This is a genomic window from Pseudomonas sp. UMAB-40, from assembly GCF_900095275.1.
In the GTDB taxonomy this organism is placed as follows: Bacteria; Pseudomonadota; Gammaproteobacteria; order Pseudomonadales; family Pseudomonadaceae; genus Aquipseudomonas; species Aquipseudomonas mandelii_B.
Window position 1 is genome coordinate 53,350 of record NZ_LT607579.1, and the last position, 805, is coordinate 54,154.

At 62.1% G+C, this 805-nt stretch carries 1 protein-coding gene; it reads left to right on the top strand.

Annotation, left to right across the window (positions count from 1 at the left end):
- On the top strand, positions 1-805 hold an 805-nt coding region (gene tssI, locus K0F88_RS32700; RefSeq protein ID WP_257605405.1), incomplete at both ends, for a type VI secretion system tip protein TssI/VgrG.

The window sequence follows — 805 nt, forward strand, 5'->3', positions numbered from 1 at the left end:
CCACGCCTGACCCTCGAAGCGGAAAACCGTGGCGACGCCCTGCCCGACCTCGAAGACTACGATTACCCCGGCCGCTTCATCGACCGCGAACGCGGCAAGCACCTGGCCAAACGCGCCCTCGAGCGTCACCGCAGCGACTTCCAGCTCGCCGAAGGCAAAAGCGATCAGCCAATCCTCGTCAGCGGCCACTTCCTGGCCCTGACCGAGCACCCGAAAGCCAAGTGGAACGACCTGTGGCTGCTCACCGAAATTCTCCACGAAGGCAAACAGCCGCAAGTGCTCGAAGAGTCGGTGACCAGCCACACCACATCGTTGAAAGATGATTTCCACCAAGGCTATCGCAACCGCTTCCAGGCCACCCCGTGGGACGTCCCCAACCGCCCACCGCTGAACCACCCCAAACCGCGCATCCTCGGCAGCCAAAGCGCCGTCGTCACCGGGCCAAAAGGTGAAGAGATCCACTGCGACCAGTACGGCCGCGTCAAAGTGCAATTTCACTGGGACCGCGAAGGCCAGGCCGACGACAAAACCAGCTGCTGGCTGCGCGTCTCCTCCGCCTGGGCCGGCGCCCACTACGGCGGCATCGCCATCCCGCGCATTGGCATGGAAGTGCTGGTCACGTTCCTTGAAGGCGACCCCGATCAACCCCTGATAAGCGGCTGCCTGTACCACAAGGAAAACGTCGTCCCCTACGACCTGCCGGCGAACAAAACCCGCAGCACCTTCAAAACCTTGAGCTCCAAGGGTGGCGGCGGCTACAACGAACTGCGCATCGAAGACAAAAAAGGCCAGGAACAAATCTTCC